Source organism: Streptomyces sp. NPDC085481, from assembly GCF_044541845.1.
Lineage (GTDB): Bacteria > Actinomycetota > Actinomycetes > Streptomycetales > Streptomycetaceae > Streptomyces.
Genome location: NZ_JBITTJ010000014.1, coordinates 185,773 through 201,053, shown reverse-complemented (window position 1 = coordinate 201,053; position 15,281 = coordinate 185,773). Strand labels below are relative to the sequence as shown.

The window sequence follows — 15,281 nt, the reverse complement described above, 5'->3', positions numbered from 1 at the left end:
GGTCGTCGCGCGGGCTCACCTGACCACCCCTTTCCCTCGCGCTCACTTGACCGCCTCCTTCTTGCGGGAGGTACGGCGGGCCGGCGCCGCCTTCGCGGGGGCGCGCAGCACCTCGTACTCGGAGAGGTCCACGCTCCGCGTCTCGCGCCGGAACTCGCCCGTCGTGCCCGGCCACAGCGTGGTGTTACGGCCGTTGGCGTCCAGGTACCAGCTCTCGCAGCCGCCCGACTTCCACACGGTCCGCCCCATCCGGGCCTGCACACGCCGGTTCCAGGCACCGACGGCGGAGGGCCGGACGGCGAGGGCGGCGCGCCCGCCGAGCACGTCGAGCTGGCGCAGGTAGTCGGCCATGTAGTTCAGCTGGGACTCGATCATGAGGATCATGGAGGAGTTCCCGAGGCCGGTGTTGGGCCCGATGATCGTCATCCAGTTGGGGAAGCCGGCGGCGGTCGCGCCGCGCAGCGCCTCCATGCCGGTCTTCCAGGACTCGGCGAGGGTGATGCCCTCGGCTCCGACGACCCGGTCGGCGATCGGCATGTCGGTGACGTGGAAGCCGGTCCCGAAGACGATCACATCGACCTCGGTCTCCGTCCCGTCCGCGGCGACGACGATGTTGCCACGGACCTCCTTCAGGCCGGAGGCGACGACGTCCACATTGGGCTGGGCGAGCGCCGGGTAGTAGGCGTTGGAGAGCAGGATGCGCTTGCAGCCGAGGCGGTACGAGGGGGTCAGCCTGGCCCGTAGCTGCGGGTCCTTGATGGAGCGGGCGATGTTGGCCTTGGCCAGCCGTTCGACCAGGCCGAGCTCGTCGGGCCGCTTGGTGAACGCGCTGACCTGGAGCTCGCGGATGCCCCACAGCAGGCCGCGGCGGGCGGTCGCCGTGAACGGCAGCGTCCGGTGCAGCCAGCGCTCGGGGCCGCTGATGGCCCGGTCCACGCGGGGCATGACCCACGGTGCCGTGCGCTGGAAGAGGGTGAGCCGGCCGACCTTCGGCTGGATGGCCGGGACGATCTGGATGGCGGAGGCGCCGGTGCCGACCATGGCGACGCGCCGGCCGGTGAGGTCGTGGTCGTGGTCCCAGCGGGCGGAGTGGAAGACCTTGCCGGGGAAGTCGGCGAGCCCGGGGATGTCGGGGATCTTGGGGTCGGACAGCGGTCCGGTGGCGGAGACGACGACGTCGGCGGAGAAGGTGCCGCCGGTCGTCTCGATCTCCCAGCGAAGCTCGTCGCCGTCCCAGGTCATCCGGGTCACCTCGTGGCCGAACCGCAGATGCGGGCGCAACCCGAAGGTGTCGGTGACGTGCTCCAGGTACGCGCGGATGTGGCGCTGGCCGGAGAAGGTGCGGGGCCAGTCGGGGTTGGGTGCGAAGGAGAAGGAGTAGAGATGGGAGGGAACGTCACAGGCGCAGCCGGGGTAGCTGTTGTCGCGCCAAGTGCCGCCCACGGAGTCGGCCCGCTCCAGGACGACGAAGTCGGTGATCCCCTCGCGGCGCAACCGGACGGCCGCTCCGAGTCCACCGAACCCCGATCCGATCACCGCCACTCGTACGTGCTCGTGCTTCGCCATGCCGCCTCCCGTGCGCCCGGCCAAGATTACGCCAGCAATCACTGGCACAATCGGGACTGTAGAGCAGCGCCATACCGAGCGGTAGGGGTAAGGCGGGGGAAAGTTACCGCCGGTACAACTTAGGCACCGGGCGGTACGACATAGGCTGGCGGGCGTGGCAGAACGATCAGGAGAACAGGCGGCGACTCCGGGGCAGGAGGGCGCCCCGCGCGAGTACCGCATGGCCGAGCTGGCCGCCGAGGCCGGCATCACCGTGCGCACCTTGCGTTTCTACCGCGAACGCGGACTGATCCCGCCGCCCCGCCGCGAAGGCCGTATCGCCTGGTACGACGAGCACCACCTGGCCCGGCTCCGCACGATCGCCGCGCTCCTGGAGCGCGGGCACACCCTCAACGGCATCGCCGACCTCACCGCCGCCTTCGAGTCCGGGCGCAACGTCGGCGAGGTCCTCGAACTCGGCCCCCCCACCGAGGAGGAGCCGGTCCGCCTCACCCCGGAGGAGCTCGCCGACCACTTCGCCGGCGAGGTCACCCCGGAGAACCTGGCCGCCGCGCTCGACCTCGGCTACCTCGCCACCGACGGCGAGGACATCGTCCACATCAGCCGCCGCCTCCTCGACGTCTCCGCCGCCCTCGTCCGCGAGGGCGTCCCGCTGGCCGCCGTCCTGGAGGCGGGCGGCCGGGTCCGCGAACACGCGGAGGCGCTGGCGGAGCTCTTCACGGAGCTGCTCGGCAAGTACGCGGCCGAGCAGGACGTGCAGCGGCTGCGGCCGCTGGCGAAGAGCGTGGTGGAGGCGGAGCTGTCGCTGGCGCTGGACCGGCGGCTGCGCTCCTGACGCGTCACCGGCTCACAGCTCGTAGACGGCGGTGACGGGCGCGTGGTCGCTCCACCGCTCGGCATGGGTGGCGGCCCGCTCGACGTACGCCTTGACGGCCTTGGCGGCGAGTCCGGGCGTGGCGACCTGGTAGTCGATCCGCCAGCCGCTGTCGTTGTCGAAGGCGCGGCCGCGGTAGGACCACCAGGAGTAGGGCCCGTCCTGCTCGGGGTGGAGCGCGCGGACGACGTCCACGTACCCGCCGTCACCCGCGTCGAGGACCCGGGACAGCCAGGCCCGCTCCTCGGGCAGGAAGCCGGCGTTCTTCTGGTTGGCCTTCCAGTTCTTGAGATCGGCCTCGCGGTGGGCGATGTTCCAGTCGCCGCAGACGACGACCTCGCGGCCGTCGGCGGCGGCGCGCTCCTTGAGCTCCTTCAGGTACGGCAGGAACGCGTCCATGAACCGGACCTTCTCGTCCTGCCGCTCGGTGCCGACCTCCCCGGAGGGCAGGTAGAGGCTGGCGACGGTGACGCCGGGCAGGTCGGCCTCGATGTAGCGGCCGCTGCCGTCGAACTCGGCCGACCCGAAGCCGACGCGTACGGCGTCGGGCTCGCGCCGTGTGTAGAGCGAGACGCCGGCGCGGCCCTTGGCGGCGGCGGGCGCGTGGGCGGTGAACCAGCCCTCGGGGGCGCGGACCTCGGCGGACAGCTGCGCCTCCTCGGCGCGCACCTCCTGGAGGCAGACCGCATCGGCGGAGGTCCCGGCCAGCCACCCGACGAAGCCCTTCTTGGCGGCGGCTCGGAGACCATTGACATTCACGGACGTGACGGTGAGCATCCCGGGAGAATACCGACACCCAGACATCGTATACATGTACGATGCTTCGCATGGATATTCGCCCCACCCCCTTCGACCACCCGGACGCGGTGAAGCTGAACGACGCCGTCCAGCTGGAGTACGCCGAGCGCTACAAGGACGACGACGGTGACGGTGAGGGCGATCTCACACCGCTCGACGCGTCGATGTTCGCCCACCCGCGAGGCCTCTACCTCCTCGCGTACGACTCCGAGGACCGCCCGGTCGCCACCGGCGGCTGGCGCACCCAGGACGAGAACGACGAGGGCTACCACGACGGCGACGCCGAGCTGAAGCGCATGTACGTGACCCCCGAGGCCCGCGGCCTCGGCCTGGCCCGCCGCATCCTCGCCATCCTGGAGGCGGACGCCCGCGCGGCCGGCCGGACCCGCATGGTCCTGGAGACGGGTACGGCACAGCCGGAGGCCATCGCGCTCTACACGTCGAGCGGCTACGAGCCGTGCGCGAAGTTCGGCTACTACCGCGAGTACCCCAACAGCCGCTGCTTCGCGAAGCCCCTCTGAGTCCGCCCACCCGCAAGGCCCTCTCCGAGGCGGGCACGATTTTGTCCATGACGCGCCCCTGACAATCACGTCTCCTTCTGGCACGCTGCCTCACGCACGCCGATCCGCACCGTTCTCGTTCCCCCACCTGCCCCGGCAGAAGGAGACATGCGTGAGACGCCATCGCTTAGCCACAGCCGTGCTGTTGTCCGTGGGCGCCCTGTTCGCCGGGGCGCTGACGACCACCGGAACGGCGCAGGCCGCCGGTGACACCGGCCACTCGTTCAAGGCCACCGAGCAGCGCGCGGCCACCGCCTTCTGGACCCCGGACCGCATGCGCTCGGCCACTCCCCTGGACCTCCGGGTCACGCCGGGCGCCGCCCGGCACGAGATACCGCGCAAGGCCACCCCGACCACGATCGCCCCGACGAAGGCCTCGGCGACATCCGCCCACGCCGCCGCTCCCGCCGCCTCCCCCACCGCCTTCCCGCAGGCGGGCGGAGCCTGGACGGCCGGCGGCGCGGTGGTGAAGACCTCGGGCCGCGTCTTCTTCACCTTCCAGGGCCGTACGGCCTCCTGCTCCGGCAACGCGGTCACCAGCCAGAACGCGAGCACCGTCATCACCGCCGGCCACTGCGTGAAGTACCAGGGCGCCTGGCACACCAACTGGGTCTTCGTCCCGGCCTACGACAACGGCAACGCCCCGTACGGCCAGTGGACGGCCACCAAGACCCTCACCACCCCGCAGTGGGAGGCGAGCGAGGACATCAACTACGACGTCGGCGCCGCCGTCGTCGCCCCCCTGAACGGCCAGACCCTCACCTCGGTCACCGGCGCCCAGGGCATCCAGTTCAACGGCGGCTACAACAAGCCGATGTACGCCTTCGGCTTCCCGGCCGCCTCCCCGTACGACGGCACGAAGCTGATCTACTGCGCGGGCAACACGTCCAAGGACTTCCTGTTCTCCCAGGACCACAGCCTCGCCTGCAACATGACCGGCGGCTCCAGCGGCGGCCCCTGGTTCACCTCCTTCAACGAAGCCACCGGCACAGGCCTCCAGACCTCGGTGAACAGCTTCGGCTACACGTTCCTGCCCAACCGCATGTTCGGCCCGTACTTCGGCGCCGACGCCCAGAACCTCTACAACAAGGCCCAGACGTCCTGACCGTTCCGCACACGACACAAAAGCAGAGGATCCCGCCCGATCTTGCGACCGGACGGGATCCTCTGTGTCTGTGGGGTGTTCACGAGTACGCCTGACCAGGCACTCCAGAGGCGTACGAAGATCGCTTCCCAAGCCGATGGAGATCGTTCCCCACCTGGCCGACGACCGGTCGTCGTCCGCTGTCAGACGCTGGGCAAGGATGGGCGGCATGACGAAGAGCGGAGCGGACTACGCGTGGTTCGAGGACGACTTTCCAGACATCGCCGAGGCGTACTGCTTCACCCTGGTGCGGGGGCTGTCGCCCGCTGAGCTGATGTCCCGGCTCGAAGGACGGCCGGAGGCACCCGTGCAGGGCATAGCCGCAGTCGTCGACGCGACCTTCGCCCAGTACGACCTGGAGGAAGGGGACCGGCAACTGGTCGCCATGACGACGGTGGGTAGCTGGACACTGCTGATCGAGCCCAACGGCTACTTCGGGGTCACCGAAGAACGAGCGCTGCCGGCCTCCGCCGGGGCGAGCTGGGTCTCGCACTTCGTCAACATCAACGGCGTCGGCACGTTCCTCTGGGCAGAGGACCAGGTCCTGCGACTGTGCTTCGACCCCATGTTCCCAGAGGACCGCTGGGGCGCACCGCCCGACGAACTCCTCGACGTCATGCAGCGGATCGACTTCCACTTCGACGATGACGACCCGGAGACGGATCTGTCCTCACCGGCGGCGTTCGCTCTGGCTGAGCACCTGACCGGCGTCGCCATCACCCCCGCGCTGCTCCAGGACACGACGTTCACCTGCACCACCATACGAATCCGCTGACCGCTACCCCTGAGCCCGGCAGGAGTCGACGAGGCTCCATTGTCAGAGGTCGCCCATATCGTGCGGGCAACGGTGCTGGAGAGGAGCGACGATGGGGTTTTCGGGTGAGTTGGTCTTCGGTCGCAGTGAGCGTCCGCTCATTGAGGCCCCGGTCTTCGGCGGTGCGCAAGAGGACAACGAGGGCGGCATAACCGCTTGCTGGCCACGGCCCGGTGGATGGCAGACGTGGCAGTTCCACGGGACCTTTCCCGGCAGACCCGAGGACGTCCTGCGAGCTGTGGTCGAGTGGACCGGGGCTCCGGCCTGCGTGGCGTTGGTACACGACAGCGACGTCGCATTGGTCTGGGGGTTGGAACCTGAGGGCGACATGTGGGACGCGTGGCTGAATCTGAAGATCGCGGCAGAAATGTCGGACCGTCCCTTGTCTGAGATGGACGCCGCCGTACCCGACGACGCCCGCCGCGCCCTGGATTGGGCTCGTTCTGCGGGAGTCGGCGACGGCGTGGCAGCAACCGCGATCGAGGAGATCTTGCGATCCGACGAGACGTTCGCCGAGGAAGTCTTCACCAACCTGCTGGATCGCTTGGGCTTCCCCGAGGCAGTCGATCCCGAGGCAGAAGGCTGAGCAAGGACCCTCTCTGTCCTGCCGGAGTCCGCTCGATATCGGCTGGAGCTGTGGCGGCTGCACACGGCAGAGTGGTGTCGTGACTGAGCTGTGGGCGCACGCGCTGACCTGGGCGGAAGTGGATCGGAGGTCAGCGCGTCGTTCGTAGCGGGTGCGGAGCCGTTTGAACTGGTGGAGCCAGGCGAAGGCGCGCTCGACGACCCAGCGCACCTTGCCCAGTCCGGAGCCGTGGGCGACGCCGCGTCGTGCGATCAGTGGTTTGATGCCGCGCTTCCACAGCAGGCGGCGGTACTTGTCGAAGTCGTATCCCCGGTCCGCATACAGTCGTCGGGGTTTGCGGCGGGGGCGTCCCCGCAGTCCCCGGAGCGATGGGATGGCGTCCAGCAGCGGCAGGAGCTGGGTGACGTCGTGCCGGTTGCCGCCGGTGAGCGTGACGGCGAGCGGGGTTCCGTGCCGGTCGACGATCAGGTGGTGCTTGGAGCCGGGGCGGGCGCGGTCGACGGGCGAGGGGCCCACGTGATCCCCCCTTTGAGAGCCCGGACGTGCGACCCGTCCACGGAACAGTCGTCCAGATCCAGCAGACCGGCGCGGCGAAGCTCGGACAACAGGGCGGCGTGCAGGCGTGGCCAGACGCCTGCCTCGGTCCAGTCCCGCAGCCGGCGCCAGGCGGTCACGCCGGAGCAGCCCACGGTCTCTGCGGGGACATCGCGCCACGCGACACCGGTCCGCAGCACGTACATGACGCCGGCGAGCGCCACTCGGTCGGGAACGCGCAGCCGCCCGGGGTGGCGATGGCGCCGTTCGGGAGCAGGCGGCAGCAGCGGGGCCACCCGCTCCCACAGGTCGTCAGGAACAAGATCAGCACGCACCCCGGACACCCTGCCGACCAAGATCGTCGCGCACAAGACCCGCGACTCAACTCATTCTGAAGTGATCAGTTGGAGCGCGCCGGACCGACGACTCCGGTGTCCGTCAGCTGCCTGGCGGCGAGACCGTGAAGAGGGTGCCGGGCCAACGGTGGCCCGCCGCTCACCAGCCGCCCGGCGAAGGACAGGGTCCGGTCGGCGTGCAGCAGGATCCCGTCCTTCCTACGGACGGTGTCTTCGTAGTGCCCCACTTGAGCCGGGGGCCTGGGCGGCGCCAACGCGACAACTGATCCGCGAACGGCTGCGGCCGGCGGTGATCCACCCTGTGCGACCCTCGGCTGACGTCTGGTCAGCCGCGCGGGCGATGAGGCGGCATCGATCTTGCGGCCTTGGGATGACGACCGGGCCGGCTGTCAAAGCGAAGGATGGGTCGCGTTCCTCCAGTCAACTCCCCTTCGCGGAAAAGGAGATCGTCATGACTTCGCTGTCGCTGTCTGCTCGGCGCACCGCCACCGCTACCGTCGCGGCCCTGGTGGCCGGGCTCACCCTGTACACCTCGCCCATCGCCTCGTCCGCCGAGCAGCGCACGGACCACCGCCGGCCGGGCGCGGCGCGGATTGTCGGCAGTGGGGACTTCGTACTGCCGTACCTGAACGACAACGATGTACGCTCCTTCAGCTTCGACGCGGTGGCCGCCCCGTACAGCACCCCGCGGCCCGGGCTTCCCACGGGGCTGCCTGTCGACGCGCGGGGGACGGTACGCATCTCGCACCACTCGGCTGACCAGAACGTCACCTATACCTTCGACGGCCAAGTGGAGTGCCTGGTCACCGGCCCGAACACGGCGACGGTCACGGCCCTCATCACGAAGGTCAGCCACGAGGAGACCGGCCTGCTCGGCAAACGCGTCGGACTGAGCGTGCACGACGGCGGAAAGGGCGGCAAGGCCGATCGGGTGGGCTTCTCGTGGAACGGGGTGAACCTGCTGCCGAACGGTGAGGACGCCGAGGTCGGCACCTGTATGGCCCCGGCCCCGTACGCCCCCGTCGTCAAGGGCGGCTACACCGTCACCCACGCCGAACTGGCACCGCTCCCCCGCCCGTAGGAGGCGTGCGCCACGGCCCGCACCCGCTACGAGCGACGCGCCGACCTCCACCAGGGCCTGCTCGAACTGGCCTGCAGCCTCATATGCCTCCGCCGCCTCCGAACCGCATTCTGAAACGATCAGTTAAGCACCTCGCCGAGCTTCGACTGCCGACAGGTACCTGTGCTGCAGATCGCGCCTACACCGGCTGCTCGCCGGAGAACTTTCAGATCCCCGTACACCGACTCGGCTACCGCCTCGCCCTGGACTACAAGGCGGCCGACCGTGGCATCCAGGGCAGCTGGCAAGGAGCCGTACTGATCGACGGCTCCCTCGCCTGCCCACACATCCCCAACGCCCTGGCTCAGGCCACTCACGGCATGGACGACAAGACCTTCCGCCGACGGCTCGACGATCTGACACCTCTGGTCGCCGAGCGACTGCCCTACTTCCTCAAGCTCAAGCAGAACGCCGACGCCCGTGGAACCGTGCGCCCGCAATGCCCGGCGGCCGGACCGTCCCCTTCGGTGAACTGTCCACGCCGAGAACGCCTCCGCCCTGCACGACCGACCGCCTCGGGCCCGCCACAGACCGTGATCAAACTGGCGGATCGCCGCTCCCGCGCCAGCCACGCCTCGGCTCGCCCAACCATCCAGCTCCCTGACAGAGAGTGGACGGACCCTCCCGGCAAGGAGGCGCTGCCCGCCGTCTGCGGGGCCTCCGCAATCAGCGTCCCCGCCGACGCAGCCGGAGACCTGAAAATCGCCAAGTTCCGACAGGACAGCCACTACCTCAGCCCCGCCTGGGAGCGGAGTTACAAGCCGATCCGCTCCCACAACGAGGGGCTCAACGGTCGTCTCAAGGGTGCCGACATGAACATCGGCAACCCCATGCACCGCCGGCACCCGGCCAGGTGGCCCAGACGATCCTCATCGCGATCATGGTGACCATCGGAAACCTGGACATCCTGGAAACCTGGCTCTACGAACGCACCGGCGACCGACTCTCCGACGCCGACTTCGAATCTGTTCCAGCTGCCCCAGGTCGCGACCGGGCGGACATTCCCACGCCCACACCACTCGATCTGGGGCGGCATCCACCGACCAACCTCTGATCGGGCAGCGTCACAGCCGCACAGCACCATCACCAGCCCCGGGCGACCGGGGCCGGTTCGCATGCCTCGGCAACGGCCAGGCGTCTGCCCAGCAACCTGCCGGACCCGATACGCCGCCATCCACCACCCCGAACAGGCATCGAGCGATCCCCGAAACGACGAAGATCCCGCCCGATCTTGCGATCGGACGGGATCTCGTCACCGTTCCCGAGAGCTACTCGAGAACTATTGTCTGTGGACCTGTGGGGATTTGAACCCCAGACCCCCTCGATGCGAACGAGGTGCGCTACCAGACTGCGCCACAGGCCCTTGCGACGTGTGAAACATTAGCATCCCGACCGGCGTAGTTGGAAATCCGCTCCCCCGCAGGTCAGCCGGGGGCCGTCGCGGGCCCCCGGGGTGGGTCACTCGTTGGCCGCGCGGGGGCGGTCGTCGTCCGCGTACTGGTCGAAGAGCGGGGTGCGGCCGTGGTCGCGGCGGGTGCGGGGCGGGGTGGTGCGCTGGCGCGGGGCCGGGGCGGGGGGCGGGGCCGGGTCCGCTGCCGTGGAGGAGCGGGCCGAGCTCCAGGTCTCCGGGTCCGTGATGTCGACGCCACCCGTGGCGCGCGGGGCGACCGGGGCGGTGACGTATGTCGGGAGGGGCACCGGGACCGGGTCCCAGCTGTCGCCGCGGGCCGGGCCGCGTTCGCGCTGCTGGTCCACCCACTCCGCGTGGTCCGTCTGCTCCACCAGGGCGCGCCGGCCGGCCTCCTGCGGGGAGACCGCCTGGGCCTCCGGCTCGGGGCGCTCGGCGCGCTCAGGGCGGGGCTCCGGTTCCGCAGGGGCGGGGCGGCGGCTCTCGCGCAGGCGGGCGGCCGCGGCCTCGGCGTTGCGCCGGTCCATCACGTAGACGAAGCGCCGCCGCTCCTGCGCGCGCAGGTACACGATGTACGCGCTCAGGAGTACGGCCGGGGCGGCGGGCGCCCACAGGAAGGCGAGACCGCCGACGGCCGCAACGACCGCGCCGGCGGTGAAGGCCATGAAGAGGAGCACGGTGGTGCGCCGGCGCCTGGCGAGGACCTTGCCCCTGCGGGCGCGCTCGGCCGCCGCGCTGGGCGTGCGCCCGGCGCGCCGGGCGGCCGCGGCCGCCGGTGCCGGGGCGGGACCGGAGGCCTGGGCGGGGGACGGGGCCTGGGCGGGCGCGGGGGACGGGGCCTGGGCGGGCGCGGGGGACGGTGCCTGGCCCCGGGCCGGGGATGCCGGTTCGGGGATCTCCAGGCGGGCTTCCGTCCTGGCCGCGGGCGCACAGAAGTCCCGGACGTCGACCGAGCTCAGATGCTCCGTCGCCGCGTCCGGGTCCACCTCGGGCGCCACTGCCTCCGCCGCGCGGTCCCGACCCTTGAGCTCCTTGGCGTACCGGCGCTCCATTCCCGCCCGTCCGGACAGCAGCCGGATGGCGGTGCTGAAGCGTTCCGTCGGACGGGCTTCGTTCAGCTCGTCCTGCCTGCGGAGCCACATCGGCACCAAGTAGGCGGCCCAGGCCCCGACGATGACTGCGTAGATGAGGCCGCTGCTGCTCACGTCTCACACCGTAGAGGGGTTCGCGGGAGGGCATCGGCCAATTGGCCCGGTGTGTCGCACGATCTGGCTGATATCACTGAACTTTTTTGTGATTGTTCAGATCGATTGGCGTTCAACTGGTGATTAAATTCGAACACTTATCGCAATTACTGGTGTTGGCGTCGTGCCTGGTGCCAGCGGCGCAGCAGCCCCTCCGGCACCTCTTCCGCCGTCAGCGCGAAGACGAGGTGGTCACGCCAGGCGCCGTCGATGTGGAGGTAGCGGGGCCGCAGCCCCTCCTCCCGGAATCCCAATTTCTCCACGACCCGCCGCGAGGGTCCGTTCTCCGGGCGAATGCAGACTTCCATCCGGTGCAGTCCGACGTTGCGGAAGCAGTGGTCGACGGCGAGCGCGACCGCCGTCGGCATGACGCCCCGCCCGGCCACCTCGCTGTCGACCCAATAGCCGACATGGCCCGAGCACATCGAGCCCCAGGTGATCCCCGCGACCGTCAACTGCCCGACCAGACGCCCCTGGTACTCGATCACGAACGGCAGCATCCGGCCGGAGTTCGCCTCGGCCCGCAGATGGCGCACCATCTGGCGGTACGTGGGGCGCTGAGCGACCGGGCCGCCGGGGCCGGGCGGCGGAACGGTCGCCTCCCAGGGCCGCAGCCAGTCGCGGTTGCGCCGGTTCACCTCGCGCCAGGCCCGCTGGTCGCGCATCTTTATCGGGCGGAGCAGCACATCGCCGTCCACCAGGACCACGGGCCAGGACGGGATCATGACTCCGGGCCCGCTTCCGACGCGGGTCTCGGGTGGTCACCGCCACGGATCTGGTCGACGGCGTGCAGCAGCAGCGGCTCCAGGACGGCGAGCCCGTCTCGTACGCCGCCCGTCGAACCGGGCAGGTTCACGATCAGCGTGCCCCGCGCGACGCCCGCCAGGCCGCGCGAGAGCGCCGCGGTCGGCACCTTCTCGCGGCCGTAGGCGCGGATCGCCTCCGGGATGCCGGGGATCTCGCGGTCGAGGACGCGGCGGGTGACCTCGGGGGTCTCGTCGGTGGGCGAGATGCCCGTACCGCCGGTGGTGACGATCACGTCGTACCCGGCGGCGACCCCGGCGCGCAGGGCCGCCTCGACCGGCGCGCCGTCCGGGACGACCTGCGGGCCGTCCACGGCGAAGCCCGAGCGGCGCAGCGCCTCGGCGATCAGCGGGCCGCCCTTGTCCTCGTAGACGCCGGCCGCCGCGCGGTTTGAGGCGGTGACGACGAGGGCGGCGTACGGGGCGACGAGGGCGCTGCCGACGTCGGCGCCGAGCGGCGCCGGGGCCTGTGCATCGCCGGCGTGCGGCGCCGGGGCCTGTGCCTCGTGGGCAGGGGCCCCGTGCTCGTGCTCGTGCGCCCCGCCCACCCGGCCCGCGCGCGTCACGACTCGCTCCGCGTCCAGTGGCCCGACTTGCCGCCGGTCTTCTCCTCCACCCGTACGTCGGAGATGACCGCGCCCTTGTCGACCGCCTTCACCATGTCGACGACGGTCAGCGCCGCGACCGACACCGCCGTCAGGGCCTCCATCTCCACGCCCGTGCGGTCCGTGGTCTTCACCGTCGCCAGGATCTCGACCGCGTCGTCCGCGACCGTCAGATCCAGGGTGACGCCGGAGACGGCCAGCGGGTGGCAGAGCGGGATCAGGTCGGGGGTCTTCTTCGCGCCCATGATCCCGGCGATGCGGGCGGTGGCGAGCGCGTCACCCTTCGGGACGCCCTCGCCGCGCAGCAGCTCGATCACGCGCGGCGAGACGAGGACGCGGCCGCTGGCGCGGGCGGTGCGGGCCGTCACCTCCTTCGCGGAGACGTCGACCATGCGGGCCGCCCCCGCCTCGTCGATGTGGGTGAGTCCTTGCTGCGTGCTCATGGCGGTGACACTCCCGGTCGCTGTGTGGGACGACACGGTACCCCCACCAGGGCCCCATCAGCCGATGAGGACCACTTCCACCTCGGTGCCGGGCTCCACCCCGGTCGCCTCCTCCGGTACGACGAGCAGCGCGTCCGCGTGCGCGAGCGCCGCGATCAGATGGGAGCCGGCTCCGCCCACGGGGGTGACGGTGCCCGATTCGGCGTCGTACGTCCCGCGCAGGAACTGCCGGCGGCCGGCCGGCGAGGTCAGCGCGCGGTCCGCCTTCAGGATCGCCCGCACCCGCGGCCTGTGCAGGTCGCCCTGGTCGGCGAGCCCCATGAGGGCGCGGATCGCGGGCCGCACGAACAGCTCGAAGGAGACGTACGAGGAGACCGGGTTGCCCGGCAGCGCGAGCAACGGCGTGTGCTCCGGGCCGATCATGCCGAATCCCTGCGGCTTGCCCGGCTGCATGGCCAGCTTGCGGAAGTCGACCTCTCCGTCCGCCGTCAGGGCCTCCTTGACGACGTCGTACGCGCCGACGCTGACCCCGCCCGTGGTGACGATCAGGTCGGCCCGGATCAGCTGGTCCTCGATGGCGGCCCGCAGTGACTCGGCGTCGTCCGCGACCGCGGGGACCCGGTAGGCGAGGGCTCCGGCGTCGCGCGCGGCGGCGGCGAGCGCGAAGCTGTTGGAGTCGTAGATCTGCCCGTCGGCCAAGGGCTCGCCGGGCTGGGTCAGTTCGCTGCCGGTGGAGATCACGACCACGCGCGGGCGGGGGCGCACCCGCACGGTGCCGCGGCCGATCGCCGCGAGCAGGCCGATCTGCGGAGGCCCGAGGACCGTGCCCGCCGTGAGGGCCAGCTCCCCGGCCTGCACGTCGCTGCCGCGCGCCCGCACATGGGCGCGGTCATCGGCGGGGCGGTGCACCCGGACCTCGCCGCCGGCGCCCTCGGGGGCGGCGCTCGCCGGGCGCATCCCGCCGGCCGCTCCCCCGCCCGTACCGCCATCGGTCCACTCGACCGGGACGACGGCCTCGGCGCCGGGCGGCAGCGGGGCGCCGGTCATGATCCGGGCGGCCTGGCCGGGGCCGACCTCGGGCAGTCCGCCGGCGCCCGCGGCGACGTCGCCGATCACGGTCAGGACGGCGGGGAACTCCTCGCTCGCCCCGGCCACGTCGGCGACCCGCACCGCGTACCCGTCCATGGAGCTGTTGTCGAAGGGCGGCAGCGCGACCGGCACCGTGACGTCCTCGACGAGGACGCAGCCCTGGGCGTCGGGCAGTTGCAGCTCGATGGGTTCGAGCGGGGCGACCGCCGCCAGGATGTCGTCGAGGTGCTCGTCGACGGACCACAGGGCGCGGTCCGGGCCCGCGCAGGGGTCGCCGGACGGGCCGTGGGCCTCCGGGGCCGTACCACCCGACGACTGTGCCGCACTGTCCGACGACGGTGCCGAACCGTCCGGCGACGGTGCCGTGCTGCTGCTCAAGGTGCTACATCTCCTCGCTGACGTAACTGCGGAGCCAGGTCCGGAAGTCCGGTCCCAGGTCTTCACGTTCGCACGCCAGTCTGACAATGGCACGCAGATAGTCCCCGCGGTCCCCGGTGTCATAGCGGCGGCCCTTGAAGACGACACCGTGCACCGGGCCGCCGACCTGCTCGTCCTGGACGAGTTTCTGCAGGGCGTCGGTCAGCTGGATCTCGCCGCCGCGGCCCGGCGCGGTCTCGCGCAGTATGGCGAAGACGGCCGGGTCGAGGACATAGCGGCCGATGATCGCGTAGTTGCTCGGCGCCTCCGCCGGCTCCGGCTTCTCCACCAGGCCCGTCACCTTCACCACGTCCGACTCGCCGGTCGGGCCGACGGCCGCGCAGCCGTAGAGGTGGATCTGGGAGGGCTCGACCTCCATCAGCGCGATCACGCTGCCGCCGAACCGCTCGCGCACCTCGACCATCCGCGCGAGAAGCGGGTCGCGCGGGTCGATCAGGTCGTCGCCGAGCAGCACCGCGAACGGCTGGTCGCCCACGTGGGGGGCAGCGCACAGGACGGCGTGACCGAGGCCGCGCGGGTCGCCCTGGCGTACGTAGTGCATGGTCGCCAGGTCGCTGGACTCCTGGACCTTCGCGAGGCGTTCCTCGTCGCCCTTGCGGGTCAGCGCCTCCTCCAGCTCGTAGTTCCGGTCGAAGTGGTCCTCCAGAGGACGCTTGTTGCGACCGGTGATCATCAGGACGTCGGAGAGCCCGGCCGCGACGGCCTCCTCCACCACGTACTGGATGGCCGGTTTGTCGACGACCGGCAGCATCTCCTTCGGCGTCGCCTTGGTGGCGGGAAGGAACCGGGTCCCGAGGCCGGCGGCCGGGATGACAGCCTTGGTGATGGACGGCGTCTGAGTCATGCGGAGCACCCTAGCCGTTCGGTATGGGAGGAATATGGGAAAAAGCTGTGAGAAG

At 70.9% G+C, this 15,281-nt stretch carries 16 protein-coding genes, 1 tRNA gene and 2 pseudogenes; 9 read left to right on the top strand and 10 right to left on the bottom strand.

The window, feature by feature from the left end; all coding sequences use genetic code 11:
- Nucleotides 1–42: 42 nt before the first annotated feature.
- Complete coding sequence (locus tag ACIGEZ_RS27170) at nucleotides 43–1,566, bottom strand: flavin-containing monooxygenase (RefSeq protein ID WP_399835712.1); 1,524 nt, start codon at nucleotides 1,564–1,566, stop codon at nucleotides 43–45.
- Between the two features lie 220 nt (nucleotides 1,567–1,786).
- Here ACIGEZ_RS27170 and ACIGEZ_RS27165 point away from each other — a divergent pair, with 220 nt between their 5' ends.
- Nucleotides 1,787–2,401 carry a MerR family transcriptional regulator gene (locus tag ACIGEZ_RS27165; protein WP_399835869.1) on the top strand — a complete coding sequence of 205 codons (615 nt, stop codon included), beginning with the start codon at nucleotides 1,787–1,789 and terminating at the stop codon, nucleotides 2,399–2,401.
- A 12-nt stretch (nucleotides 2,402–2,413) separates the two neighbouring features.
- Here the strand turns inward: ACIGEZ_RS27165 and ACIGEZ_RS27160 are convergent, their stop codons facing one another.
- Nucleotides 2,414–3,217 carry an exodeoxyribonuclease III gene (locus ACIGEZ_RS27160; protein WP_399835710.1) on the bottom strand — a complete coding sequence of 268 codons (804 nt, stop codon included), beginning with the start codon at nucleotides 3,215–3,217 and terminating at the stop codon, nucleotides 2,414–2,416.
- A gap of 50 nt (nucleotides 3,218–3,267) precedes the next feature.
- On the opposite strand from ACIGEZ_RS27160, the gene ACIGEZ_RS27155 reads away from it, so the two are divergent.
- The 4 genes from ACIGEZ_RS27155 to ACIGEZ_RS27140 all read left to right on the top strand — a co-directional run bounded on the left by ACIGEZ_RS27155 (nucleotide 3,268) and on the right by ACIGEZ_RS27140 (nucleotide 6,342).
- Entirely contained in the window at nucleotides 3,268–3,759 is a 492-nt protein-coding gene (locus tag ACIGEZ_RS27155; protein ID WP_399835707.1) for a GNAT family N-acetyltransferase, read from the top strand.
- 151 nt (nucleotides 3,760–3,910) lie between these two features.
- Nucleotides 3,911–4,903 carry a trypsin-like serine peptidase gene (locus ACIGEZ_RS27150; RefSeq protein WP_399835704.1) on the top strand — a complete coding sequence of 331 codons (993 nt, stop codon included), beginning with the start codon at nucleotides 3,911–3,913 and terminating at the stop codon, nucleotides 4,901–4,903.
- Nucleotides 4,904–5,111: 208 nt separating this feature from the next.
- Nucleotides 5,112–5,717, top strand: a complete 606-nt coding sequence (locus ACIGEZ_RS27145) for a DUF6461 domain-containing protein (protein ID WP_399835701.1) — start codon at nucleotides 5,112–5,114, stop codon at nucleotides 5,715–5,717.
- 91 nt (nucleotides 5,718–5,808) lie between these two features.
- On the top strand, nucleotides 5,809–6,342 hold the full coding sequence (locus tag ACIGEZ_RS27140) for a hypothetical protein (RefSeq protein ID WP_399835698.1): 534 nt from the start codon (nucleotides 5,809–5,811) through the stop codon (nucleotides 6,340–6,342).
- Nucleotides 6,343–6,435: 93 nt separating this feature from the next.
- Here ACIGEZ_RS27140 and ACIGEZ_RS27135 read toward each other — a convergent pair.
- Nucleotides 6,436–7,211, bottom strand: a pseudogene (locus ACIGEZ_RS27135) (IS5 family transposase); the annotation flags it as partial.
- Between the two features lie 472 nt (nucleotides 7,212–7,683).
- Here ACIGEZ_RS27135 and ACIGEZ_RS27130 point away from each other — a divergent pair.
- The 4 genes and pseudogenes from ACIGEZ_RS27130 (at nucleotide 7,684) to ACIGEZ_RS27115 (ending at nucleotide 9,406) form a co-directional block, all read left to right on the top strand.
- On the top strand, nucleotides 7,684–8,313 hold the full coding sequence (locus ACIGEZ_RS27130; RefSeq protein WP_399835695.1) for a hypothetical protein: 630 nt from the start codon (nucleotides 7,684–7,686) through the stop codon (nucleotides 8,311–8,313).
- Nucleotides 8,314–8,331: 18 nt separating this feature from the next.
- Nucleotides 8,332–8,427: pseudogene (locus ACIGEZ_RS27125) on the top strand (IS5/IS1182 family transposase); the annotation flags it as partial.
- 245 nt (nucleotides 8,428–8,672) lie between these two features.
- The gene (locus tag ACIGEZ_RS27120; RefSeq protein WP_399835692.1) at nucleotides 8,673–9,239 is read left to right on the top strand and encodes a hypothetical protein; all 567 of its coding nucleotides are present in this window, start codon (nucleotides 8,673–8,675) and stop codon (nucleotides 9,237–9,239) included.
- Nucleotides 9,233–9,406, top strand: a complete 174-nt coding sequence (locus ACIGEZ_RS27115) for a hypothetical protein (RefSeq protein WP_399835689.1) — start codon at nucleotides 9,233–9,235, stop codon at nucleotides 9,404–9,406. The genes ACIGEZ_RS27120 and ACIGEZ_RS27115 overlap by 7 nt, the downstream gene beginning before the upstream one ends.
- 235 nt (nucleotides 9,407–9,641) lie before the next feature.
- Here ACIGEZ_RS27115 and ACIGEZ_RS27110 read toward each other — a convergent pair.
- The 7 genes from ACIGEZ_RS27110 to galU form a co-directional block, all read right to left on the bottom strand.
- Nucleotides 9,642–9,715 (bottom strand) — tRNA-Ala (locus ACIGEZ_RS27110).
- A gap of 95 nt (nucleotides 9,716–9,810) precedes the next feature.
- Complete coding sequence (gene glpR / locus ACIGEZ_RS27105) at nucleotides 9,811–10,965, bottom strand: gephyrin-like molybdotransferase receptor GlpR (protein ID WP_399835686.1); 1,155 nt, start codon at nucleotides 10,963–10,965, stop codon at nucleotides 9,811–9,813.
- Between the two features lie 146 nt (nucleotides 10,966–11,111).
- Nucleotides 11,112–11,729, bottom strand: a complete 618-nt coding sequence (locus ACIGEZ_RS27100) for a GNAT family N-acetyltransferase (protein WP_399835683.1) — start codon at nucleotides 11,727–11,729, stop codon at nucleotides 11,112–11,114.
- Nucleotides 11,726–12,373 carry a molybdenum cofactor biosynthesis protein B gene (locus tag ACIGEZ_RS27095; protein WP_399835681.1) on the bottom strand — a complete coding sequence of 216 codons (648 nt, stop codon included), beginning with the start codon at nucleotides 12,371–12,373 and terminating at the stop codon, nucleotides 11,726–11,728. Before ACIGEZ_RS27095 ends, ACIGEZ_RS27100 begins: the two co-directional genes overlap by 4 nt.
- Entirely contained in the window at nucleotides 12,370–12,855 is a 486-nt protein-coding gene (gene moaC / locus ACIGEZ_RS27090; RefSeq protein ID WP_399835680.1) for a cyclic pyranopterin monophosphate synthase MoaC, read from the bottom strand. The genes ACIGEZ_RS27095 and moaC overlap by 4 nt, the downstream gene beginning before the upstream one ends.
- Nucleotides 12,856–12,912: 57 nt before the next feature.
- Nucleotides 12,913–14,322: a gephyrin-like molybdotransferase Glp gene (gene glp / locus ACIGEZ_RS27085; RefSeq protein WP_399835677.1), complete on the bottom strand. Its 1,410-nt coding sequence runs from the start codon at nucleotides 14,320–14,322 to the stop codon at nucleotides 12,913–12,915.
- 4 nt (nucleotides 14,323–14,326) lie between these two features.
- On the bottom strand, nucleotides 14,327–15,226 hold the full coding sequence (galU, locus tag ACIGEZ_RS27080) for a UTP--glucose-1-phosphate uridylyltransferase GalU (protein ID WP_399835674.1): 900 nt from the start codon (nucleotides 15,224–15,226) through the stop codon (nucleotides 14,327–14,329).
- Nucleotides 15,227–15,281: the final 55 nt, after the last annotated feature.

Excerpts from the sequence above, each read along its gene's own strand:
- ACIGEZ_RS27100 (WP_399835683.1), bottom strand. The coding sequence starts at position 11,729 with ATGATCCCGTCCTGGCCCGTGGTCCTGGTGGACGGCGATGTGCTGCTC.
- ACIGEZ_RS27160 (WP_399835710.1), bottom strand. The coding sequence starts at position 3,217 with ATGCTCACCGTCACGTCCGTGAATGTCAATGGTCTCCGAGCCGCCGCC.
- ACIGEZ_RS27165 (WP_399835869.1), top strand. The coding sequence starts at position 1,787 with ATGGCCGAGCTGGCCGCCGAGGCCGGCATCACCGTGCGCACCTTGCGT.
- moaC (WP_399835680.1), bottom strand. The coding sequence starts at position 12,855 with ATGAGCACGCAGCAAGGACTCACCCACATCGACGAGGCGGGGGCGGCC.
- galU (WP_399835674.1), bottom strand. The coding sequence starts at position 15,226 with ATGACTCAGACGCCGTCCATCACCAAGGCTGTCATCCCGGCCGCCGGC.
- ACIGEZ_RS27155 (WP_399835707.1), top strand. The coding sequence starts at position 3,268 with ATGGATATTCGCCCCACCCCCTTCGACCACCCGGACGCGGTGAAGCTG.
- ACIGEZ_RS27120 (WP_399835692.1), top strand. The coding sequence starts at position 8,673 with ATGGACGACAAGACCTTCCGCCGACGGCTCGACGATCTGACACCTCTG.
- ACIGEZ_RS27145 (WP_399835701.1), top strand. The coding sequence starts at position 5,112 with ATGACGAAGAGCGGAGCGGACTACGCGTGGTTCGAGGACGACTTTCCA.
- ACIGEZ_RS27115 (WP_399835689.1), top strand. The coding sequence starts at position 9,233 with ATGGTGACCATCGGAAACCTGGACATCCTGGAAACCTGGCTCTACGAA.
- ACIGEZ_RS27140 (WP_399835698.1), top strand. The coding sequence starts at position 5,809 with ATGGGGTTTTCGGGTGAGTTGGTCTTCGGTCGCAGTGAGCGTCCGCTC.
- ACIGEZ_RS27170 (WP_399835712.1), bottom strand. The coding sequence starts at position 1,566 with ATGGCGAAGCACGAGCACGTACGAGTGGCGGTGATCGGATCGGGGTTC.
- ACIGEZ_RS27130 (WP_399835695.1), top strand. The coding sequence starts at position 7,684 with ATGACTTCGCTGTCGCTGTCTGCTCGGCGCACCGCCACCGCTACCGTC.